Below are 9,188 nucleotides of genomic sequence, written 5' to 3'. Positions count from 1 at the left end.
GTCCACTTTCTATTTCCTGTTCGGATTTAAGGTGGTGTAACTAGTGGGGCGACCATCAGCACCAATAGGCGTAACGCCGAGAATATCTTCTCTTTTGACTCCACCTTGGATTGCTACCTCCCTTTCATTACTAAATTTGTATTTTTTTCCAAGTTCCTTGACTAGATCTCTACCTGGAATCATTCGTATAGTGTACAAAAAACCATTTCTCATATTGAACTTTGTTGCGAAATCAATTCCTACATCTCTTTTTGGAGAAGTGCTAACAAAATTGCTCGGTGGTTTATTACTGTCAAGTGAGTGAAGTAGCAAATCATTGCTGTCACCCTTGGTTTTAAACCCTGGTAAAAAATTTCATCTGGATGGCGGCTATCTCCACGATATAAATATTTTTCCTCCGTATATAAGGGAAGTTGAGCATCCCCCTCATCAACCCCCGCCTTACCCGCCGGATCCTCATCCCCAAACGACGGCTTCTTACACCCATCCCCCCCAGGGCACTCACTCAACCCCAACGGATCAACCCAACCCGCCGGATTGCGCGTGTACTGATAGCCGTTTAACCCGCCCGCCAACTTGCTCGGGTCCGGCGTCAGGTACCGTCCGATATCCGGATTGTAGTAGCGATGCCGGTTGTAATGCAGGCCGGTTTCCGCGTCGTAATACTGTCCTTGAAAGCGCAGCGGTTGATCGAGGACCTGGTGGGTGTCGCGGTTGAGGCGGGTGAGGCGGCCATAGGCGGTGTATCGGGCGGCCCAGATGATGTCGCCACTGTAGTCCGTGAGTTCTTGCGGGGTGCCGAGGTGGTCGAGCTGGTAGTAGAAGGGACAAGCCTTACGCGGGCCTTTGCCGTCGAGCATCGCCAGCGGGCGGAAGCTACCGGGTTCGTAGACGTAGCTGCGATGGTGGTCCTGGCTGTGTTCGGCGACGAGGTGGTCGCCTTGCCAGAAAAACTCGATGGTTTTGCCGTCGACGGTTTTGGTGATGCGGCGGCCGAAGGCGTCGTAGCGATAACTTGAACAACGACCATCCGGCGTAGTGACGCCGACCAGCCGATGCTGGCAGTCGTAGCGGTATTCGGTGACCAGTTTCTGCCCGGTGCCACGGCGCTCGCGGATCAGGTTGCCGAAGGTGTCGTAGTCGAAGTGGCGATCGCCCTGCATCAACAGGCGATTGCCTTTGACGGACGTCGGGCCGGGGCGGTCCTGCATCAGCAGGTTGCCGGCTGGGTCGTGGGCGTAGCTTTCCGGCTGTTGGTCGCGGGAGTGGCGCACGCGGATCAGTCGATTGAGCGGGTCGTACTGATAGCTGCGCTGGCCATGGCGGGTGTCGGCGATGCTGTCGAGATTGCCGTTGAGGCTGTAGGCATAGTCGCGGCGGTAGAGCGGATGTTGGTGCTGGCCGACAGCGTGGGCCTTTAGACGGCCCTGTTCGTCGTAGGCATATTCACTGAGCAGCAGGCCTTGTTGGCGGTGTTGTTCGCGACCGGCGAGGAACGTATGCGAGGTCAGTCGTGCGCCATTGAGGTCAATGGCCGTCAGCGCACCGCCCTTGGCGTGGCGGTAGTCGAGTTTGCTGCCGTCCGGCAGGCGCAGGCGGTTGAGCTGGCCGCAGGCGTCGTAGCCATAACGCAAGGTGCCCCAGCCCTGATGTTCGGTGATCAGGCGGTCCTGCTGGTCGTACTCGAACTCCAGCGGGTGATCGTGGCCGTCATCGACACCGAGCAGCCGGCCCAGCGAGTCGTAGCGGTATTTAACCTGGATGCCGTCGGGCAAGGTCTTGACCAGCAAGCGCCCGGCCGAGTCCCGTTGATAGCCCGTGATCAGCTGCGAGCCGTCATCACCGAACTCGGTTTTCTCCTGTAGATGACCATTGAGATCGTAGGCGTACGCGGTACGACGGCCGTCGAAGCCGGTTTCCTGTCGGATCAGGCCGCTGGGCGTGTAGTCCAGCCGATAGTGTTCGCCGGATTCGTTCTCGATTTCCGTCAGCAGCAGCTGCGCATTGTCATAGCGGTACTTGAGCTGGGTGCCGTCGGGATTGATCCGGCGGCTGACCAGGTGCAGGTCGTCGACGTATTCATAGCGGGTGATGCGGCCCAGTTCATCGCGTTCGGCAGTGATCTTGCTGTAGGCGTTGTAGCTGAACCCGCGGGTGGCTCCGGTAGGGAATGTTGTCTGGACCAGTCGGCCAATGGCGTCCCATTGGTACTGGGTGACGGCACCGTGTTCGTCCTGATGAGTCGTCTGCCGTCCCAGCGCATCGTAGGAAAAGCGCCGCTGCCCACCATCTGGCAGTGTTTCCTCAAGCAACTGACCCAGGGCATTCCAGACAAAGACATGTCGACTGGTGTCCGGGTAGCGGATCGACAGTAGCCGGCCTTGTTCGTCGTAGTGGTAATGGGTGATCTGACCGTCGGGATCAACCGCCTCGGTGACGCTCCCCTGAGCATTGCGTCGATAGGTCCACACCGCCTGACCGCGATAGCGCGCATGCAGGAAACCGTTGCGATACTCGTAGGCCGTCGGTTCGTCCTGCGGTGGAATCAGTGTCACCAGCCGTCCGACGTCGTCGTAACGGTATTCGGTGACGGCCCCCAACGGATCCTGCTCAGCAATCAACCGCCCGCTGTCGTCGTAGCTTTTGAGCTGCTCACCGCCATCCAGCTCGACCCGGCGCACCAGCCGCGCCCGCTCGTCATGGACGTAAACCTCTTCGCTGCCGTCGATGTTCCGGACGGTGACGCGGCCCTGGTCATCCCAGACATAGCGCGTGTCCATCTGCGCAAACGACGCCCAATGCCGCACGCAGCGCGCCGACTTRCCAGACCGTTCCCACTCCCAGAAGAAACTCGCGCCACCGGTCAGTTGTCGCTGCAAAATTACATGGTGGTCGTCGTAGTCGTAACGCTCGCTTTCCCCAGCAGCATTGATCGCTTCGATCAAGCGCTGGCGGGCGTCATAGCGGTAGAAAGCCAGTGTTTGCTCTGTACGCCAGGCTTCACCCAAGTCATCGCTGGGGTGAAACGACTGGTATTCGACGGCGATGAGGTGCCTGCGCTCGTAGCACAACAGCAGCGAACGACCGGCACCGTTGTCGAGGCGTTGAATACGCTCCTGTCGGTCGCGGGTGATGCGCAGGCGGTTGTTGTAGGCGTCACTGATCGCCGTTAGTCGACCGTTGTGAAAGTGGTAGAACCGACTCGTCTCGCCGGCCAGCGCGAGGATCAGTTCCTCGGGGTCATCACCGAGATAAATCGCCGCGCGCGACAGGCTGTTGTGGATCGCTGGGCGTTCGTTGCTCGGCAGCGGGAACGTGGTGCGACGGTTTTCATGGTCGATCCAGACGACCTGTTCAACGCCCAGCTCCAACCGCTGCGCCAGCGAATGGCTCCAGCCCCAGCCCAGCCCGCAATCGATTTCCACCGCGCTGGTGCGGTACAACCGGGTGAGGGCAAACGGCAGCAGCCCGTCCAGCGCACCGTCGGTCAGGGTCAGCAGTTCTTCGCCGCTGACCATCGACACAGGGCAGCCGTTGGTGCAGGTCAGTGCCGCGCAATCGGCGCTGTCGCCATTGGGGTTTTTCGCTTGATTCGGTGCATCGTCGTGGGGTTCGTGACGGCCCAGCCGGGTCTTGGCTGCAGACTTGTCGCGGGCAATGGCGAGTGGATTGTTCACCTGCACAACCGGTGAGTTGCCGGCGCTGATCTGCAGTGGAACCGTCGGTGCAGGTTTCAGCGGTGCATTGCGCGCACTGACCACGAGCGGTTTGAGGACACCAGCGTGGGCTGTCAGGTCGGATTTGGCCGTCAGTTCGGCCAGTCGCAAACTGGCAGTCGCCAACCATTGTCGAGCCCGATGGGACTTGATCTTGTCCAGCACTTTGGCGCTCATGCCGAGCTTCAGGCCCGTAGGACCTGTGAGACGCACCAGCAGGAAGCTGATTAATATTTCCGTACGAACTTGTGCCACGACTTCGGCGATGTACTGCGGCGGCAACATCCTCAGCCAACTGGTGAAGGCGGCGAGATGGATGAACATCAACGGCTCATCGCTCAACATCAGCAACACATTGGCAATGGTTTCAGCCGAAGCGTTCAGCAGCGTCTCAAGCTCGCCTTGTGTCAGGTACTCAAGGAGTTTTTCGCTGCTGCCTTGCAGGTCCGCCACCAGGGCGTAGACCTGCTTCACGTCATCCCACAAGCCGTGCAACGAACGCTCGAAACTGTGCCAGTCAGCCTGTTGCAGCAGGCCGTAGCGTTGAGTGAAACCAGCTTTGGAAAAATCTGCCCATAAAGGCTCGAATTCGCTCGTCCATTCGTTGCGCAACCAGCCTTCCAGCTCGCCGATCACGCCCTGATAGGAGGCGTAGAGTGCTTTGACGTGTTCAGTGGAAACATTGGGAAAGAAGGTGATGCGATAGTGATGGCCGCGCCAGCATTCGGGGATTTCGAGAATGCCGCTGGGGCCGATGGTTGCGTGGACGGGCTCACCGAACGTCAGCTCACCGTTGTGCTGGGAGATAACCGGTTCGAGCATCACCGGCGTATCGCCGATCGGCACGAAACGCGCGGCTTCAAACATATGCACCAGGGTCAACGGACCGCTGGCCGGGCACATGGCGAGTGTTGAACTGAAAGGCGCGGTGGAGTCCTTCGGTGCGCTGAGCCGGATTTCGTTGCCGACCTTGAACACTTGCTCGACGTTGAGCGCGCCACCGGTCCAGAAGTTTTCCGCCCAGGCCTCGTAGTCGTTGAGGCAGAGTCGGAAATCACCAAGCAGCGCTTTGATGTCCGGCTGTTTGGGGTTCATGGCGGCGACCACCAGCAGACCGATGGCGTTGTTCAAGGCCAGGACCTTGTCAGGTTCGAACATTCGCAATCCCTCGCGCTGATCAATGTGGAGCGAGAGACTTTGCGGGGGATCAAAAAGGAAAGAAGTCGGGAAAGGAGGTGTTTGGTGTAGGGGAAATCGCTAAATCATCACGGCGCCCTCGGCAGAGGATTTTGTATCCGCCAGGCATTGCCCGTTGCTCTCGACCAATCGCGCTCGCTATGCTGCTGAACCCTTTAATCCATCACGGATCCGGCCGTACCTGAGCCGTCCTGGGATGTCATGAGAAAACGGATCAGATGCGATGAGTGCACCCTTGGATGAGTTCGGTCCGATCAAGGCCGTGATTTTCGATATGGACGGTTTGCTGCTGGACACCGAGGGCATTTACACCGAGGTCACGTCCATCATTGCCGAGCGCTATGGGCGGACCTTCGACTGGAGCGTCAAACAGAACATCATCGGCCGTGGCGCGGGTGATCTGGCGCGCTATGTGGTCGAGGCGCTGGACTTGCCGATCACCGCCGAAGAGTTTCTGGTGATCCGCGAGCCCTTGATGCGCGAGCGTTTTCCGACGGCGCTGGCGATGCCCGGAGCAGAGGAACTGGTTCGGCACTTGAAAGCCAACAACATTCCTATCGCGGTGGGCACCAGTTCTTCGCGTCAGTCGTTTGGTCAGAAAACCACTTTGCACCGCGACTGGTTCGCGCTGTTTGACTTCATTGTCACCGCTGACGACCCGGAAGTGGGGGCGGCGAAACCGGCGCCGGATATTTTCCTGACGGCGGCACGACGCCTTGGGGTCGCGCCCCGGGATTGCCTGGTATTCGAGGATTCGCCGTTCGGCGTCACTGCAGCCAAAGCGGCAGGAATGACGGCGATTGCGGTCCCGGATGCGGCGATGGCCGACGAAAAGTACGCACACGCCGATGGCATTCTTCGTACGTTGAAGGCGTTCAAACCCGGTACATGTGGCTTGCCGGCGCTTGAATGGAACTGACCATTCGATAATCCCTGACACAAAAGAACGCCGGCAATTGATTGCCGGCGTTTTTGTTTCAGTCGAGCGGTGTATCAGGCGCCGAAACCACCGTCGATGGTCAGGCTGGCACCGGTGATGTAGCCAGCTTCGGGACCTGCGAGATAGGCGACGAAGCTGGCGATTTCTTCCACGTTGCCGTAACGACCCACAGCCATCAGCGGGATCAGGCTATCAGCGAAGTCGCCGCTGGCGGGGTTCATGTCAGTGTCGACCGGGCCTGGTTGCACGTTGTTGACGGTGATACCCCGCGGGCCGAGGTCGCGAGCCAGGCCTTTGGTCAGGCCGACCAGCGCCGATTTGCTCATGGCGTACGGGCCACCGCCGGCGAAAGGCATGCGATCGGCATTGGTGCTGCCGATGTTGATGATGCGACCGCCTTCGGTCATGTGGCGGGCGGCTTCCTGGGTGGCTATGAACACACTTCGTACGTTGATGGCCAGGGTCTGGTCGAAGTCTTCGAGTTTAAAGTCCTCCAGCGGTGCGACGGCCAGAACGCCTGCGTTGTTGACCAGGATGTCCAGGCGGCCGAAGGCCTCGACGGTGGCATTGACGGCATTGCGAATAGCAACGGCATCGGCGCTGTCGGCCTTGATGGCCAGGGCTTTGCCGCCAGCGGAGATGATGCTGTTTTGCAGGTCTTCGGCTTTGGCGGTAGAGCTGACATAGGTGAAGGCGACGGCTGCGCCTTCTGCGGCCAGGCGTTTGACGATGGCAGCACCGATACCGCGTGAACCGCCTTGAATCAGAGCTACTTTACCGCTGAGGTGTTGAGTGGTCATGTCAATCTCCAGAAGTTCAAGGCAGGCTGCCTTGTTGTCTGAGTCGAGTATCGGCTTCGCATTACCCGGCGGGTAGACCGTGATTGCTATAGTCTGTGTAAACCAGAAGTTTATAGTGGCGCTTATGGAAACCTTCAGCAGTATCGAATGCTTCGTGCGCAGCGCTGAGGTCGGCAGCTTCGCCGAGGCTGCGCGACGCTTGAGCCTGACGCCTGCTGCGGTGGGCAAGAGCGTCGCCAAGCTGGAGGCGCGGCTTGGTGTGCGGCTGTTCCAGCGCAGCACGCGTAGCCTGACGCTGACCGAGGCCGGTCAGCTGTTTCTCGGCGAAGTCAGCGCCAGCCTGCACACGATCCAGAATGCCGTGGCCAACCTGGCCAGCGCCGAAGGACGTCCGGCGGGAACGCTGAAGGTCAGCATGGGCACGGTGTTCGGGCGCTTGTACATCGTGCCGTTGCTCGGAGAGTTTTTGCGGCGCTTTCCGGCGATCAACCCGGACTGGCATTTCGATAACCGTCAGGTCGACCTGATCGGCCAGGGGTTCGATGCGGCGATTGGCGGTGGATTCGAACTGCCCCAGGGCGTGGTGGCGCGCAAGCTGACGCCCGCCCATCGAGTGTTGGTGGCTTCAGCCGGGTACCTGGCGGGGCACGAAGCGATCATCGAGCCCGATGACCTCCAGCGCCACGATGGCATCCTGATACGGTCGCCGCAGACGGGGCGCGTGCGTTCCTGGCAACTGACCTGTCGCAACCGGCAACACAGCCCGCTGACGCTCAAGGCGCGAATGACCATGAGCGATTCGGAAGCAGCCTGCGCGGCGGCGACCCAGGATTTGGGCATTGCATTGGTGAGCATGCCGTTCGCCGTTGGCTATCTGGACGCCGGGACCTTGCAGCGGGTGCTGCCCGACTGGTACGTCGACGATGGCAATATCTCCATCTATTACGCCGAGCACAAACTGCTGCCGGGCAAGACCCGGGCGTTTGTCGACTTCATCATTGAACAGTTTGCCGAGCAGGGGTTGGGGCAGCGGTTCAGTGCAGTTTGAGCCCGGCTTGGGACCGAGGGGAGGCCATCGCGGGCAAGCCACGCTCCCACAGAGTGATGCAAACCCCTGTAGGAGCGAGGCTTGCCCGCGAAGAACGATAACGCGGTCTAGCGCCCAAACCGCCCAGGCCAACCAATAATGGTCTTCGGCCGAGGCGTCGCATACCTCTGGATCGGACTCCAGCTCCAGCACCGCCAACCCACTGGCCCGCACCGACGCACAACGATCCCAGAGCCCGGAGAGTTTGAGGCGATCCTCGATCAGCGGCACGGTGCGGTCGAGGGTGGTGACCACCGAATAGGCATGGCCGAGGAACATCGCGGTGCTGGCGCCGGCATCGGTGATGTCCACCACCGGCACGTTGAGCAACTCCTGCAAACCTTCGCGGCCGTGCTCGCCGTAGCCGGCCTGGATTACCGCATCGAAGGGCTGATCGTAGGACATGACCCGGTCCATCACGGCGATGGCGGCCAGGTAGCTTTCGAAATTGCCTTCAATGGAGTCGGCGCCGAAATGCGGGGTCAGGCCGATGATTTCCGTGCCGGGCGCGGCCACGGACTGTGCTTGACGGGCGATGGCCTGGGTAATTGATTCGGTGGTGTTGACGTTGACCACGAGAATTCGCATGGGAGGTCCTTATAACGAGTGGTTTGCGGCCCGATGTCACCGGGCCGCCAAGAGGATTAATGGCTGACGTTATCGACCGCGATGGCTTCTCCGCTGACATCGGCGTAGTAAGGCTGCCGTTTGGCGATGATCAGGTAGAGCATCCCTGCAATCCCGGCGCCAATCAGCCAGGAGAATGGCGAGACGCTGTCGAAACCTGGTACCAGGGCCAGGACAATGGCGATCAAGGCGGCCGGAATGAACGCCGCCACGGCGCGCAAATTGACCCCGCGGCTGTAGTAATAATCGCCATCTGGATCTTCGCTGTACAACTGCGGCACGTTGATCCGGCCTTTTCGTACCTGCCAGTAGTCGACCATGATCACCCCGTACAACGGGCCGAGCAGGGCGCCGAGGCCAGACAGGAAATACACGATCACCAGCGGGCTGTTGTAGAGGTTCCACGGCAGGATCAGCACAGCGATGGTCGCGCTGATCAGCCCGGCGCGGCGGAAGGTCAGGTATTTGGGCGCCAGATTGCTCAGGACAAAGGCCRGGGCGACGAAGTTGGCCATGATGTTCACCGCCACGGTGACAATCAGGAACGCCAGGCAACCGAGTACCAGAAAGAAGTTATTGGGAATCGACGCGATGATCTCGGTCGGGCTTTCGATGATCCGGCCATTGATCTGAAATTGCGCACCGCACAGCAGGACGGTGATCCCGGCGAATACCAGAATGTTGACGGGCAGGCCCCAGAAATTTCCGACCCGGATGGTCTTGCGGCAGGGAGAAGAGCGGGCGAAGTCGCAGAAATTGAGGATTAGCGTGCCGTAGATCGACAGCCACAAGGCGCCGCCGGCAAAGATATTGCGCCACAT

General features: G+C 59.9%; 4 protein-coding genes and 2 pseudogenes. 2 read left to right on the top strand and 4 right to left on the bottom strand.

Annotation, left to right across the window (positions count from 1 at the left end; translation table 11 throughout):
* Positions 1 to 9 precede the first annotated feature (9 nt).
* Positions 10 to 4,874 (bottom strand): annotated as a pseudogene (locus AC1DLB_RS14190) (RHS repeat-associated core domain-containing protein).
* 262 nt (positions 4,875 to 5,136) lie between these two features.
* On the opposite strand from AC1DLB_RS14190, the gene AC1DLB_RS14185 reads away from it, so the two are divergent.
* Complete coding sequence (locus AC1DLB_RS14185; RefSeq protein ID WP_111454661.1) at positions 5,137 to 5,832, top strand: HAD-IA family hydrolase; 696 nt, start codon at positions 5,137 to 5,139, stop codon at positions 5,830 to 5,832.
* 74 nt (positions 5,833 to 5,906) lie between these two features.
* On the opposite strand, the gene AC1DLB_RS14180 is transcribed toward AC1DLB_RS14185, so the two are convergent.
* The gene (locus AC1DLB_RS14180; RefSeq protein WP_028941072.1) at positions 5,907 to 6,653 is read right to left on the bottom strand and encodes a 3-oxoacyl-ACP reductase family protein; all 747 of its coding nucleotides are present in this window, start codon (positions 6,651 to 6,653) and stop codon (positions 5,907 to 5,909) included.
* 124 nt (positions 6,654 to 6,777) lie between these two features.
* On the opposite strand from AC1DLB_RS14180, the gene AC1DLB_RS14175 reads away from it, so the two are divergent.
* Positions 6,778 to 7,701, top strand: a complete 924-nt coding sequence (locus tag AC1DLB_RS14175) for a LysR family transcriptional regulator (RefSeq protein WP_018925244.1) — start codon at positions 6,778 to 6,780, stop codon at positions 7,699 to 7,701.
* Between the two features lie 168 nt (positions 7,702 to 7,869).
* Here the strand turns inward: AC1DLB_RS14175 and AC1DLB_RS14170 are convergent.
* Both AC1DLB_RS14170 and AC1DLB_RS14165 read right to left on the bottom strand, forming a co-directional pair.
* Positions 7,870 to 8,328: pseudogene (locus tag AC1DLB_RS14170) on the bottom strand (aspartate/glutamate racemase family protein); the annotation flags it as partial.
* A gap of 56 nt (positions 8,329 to 8,384) precedes the next feature.
* A partial coding sequence (locus AC1DLB_RS14165) for a cytosine permease (RefSeq protein ID WP_477785157.1) occupies positions 8,385 to 9,188 on the bottom strand: 804 nt, incomplete at its 5' end.

The organism is Pseudomonas sp. 05N434 (assembly GCF_056396965.1).
This window is presented reverse-complemented; position numbering and strand designations above follow the sequence as displayed.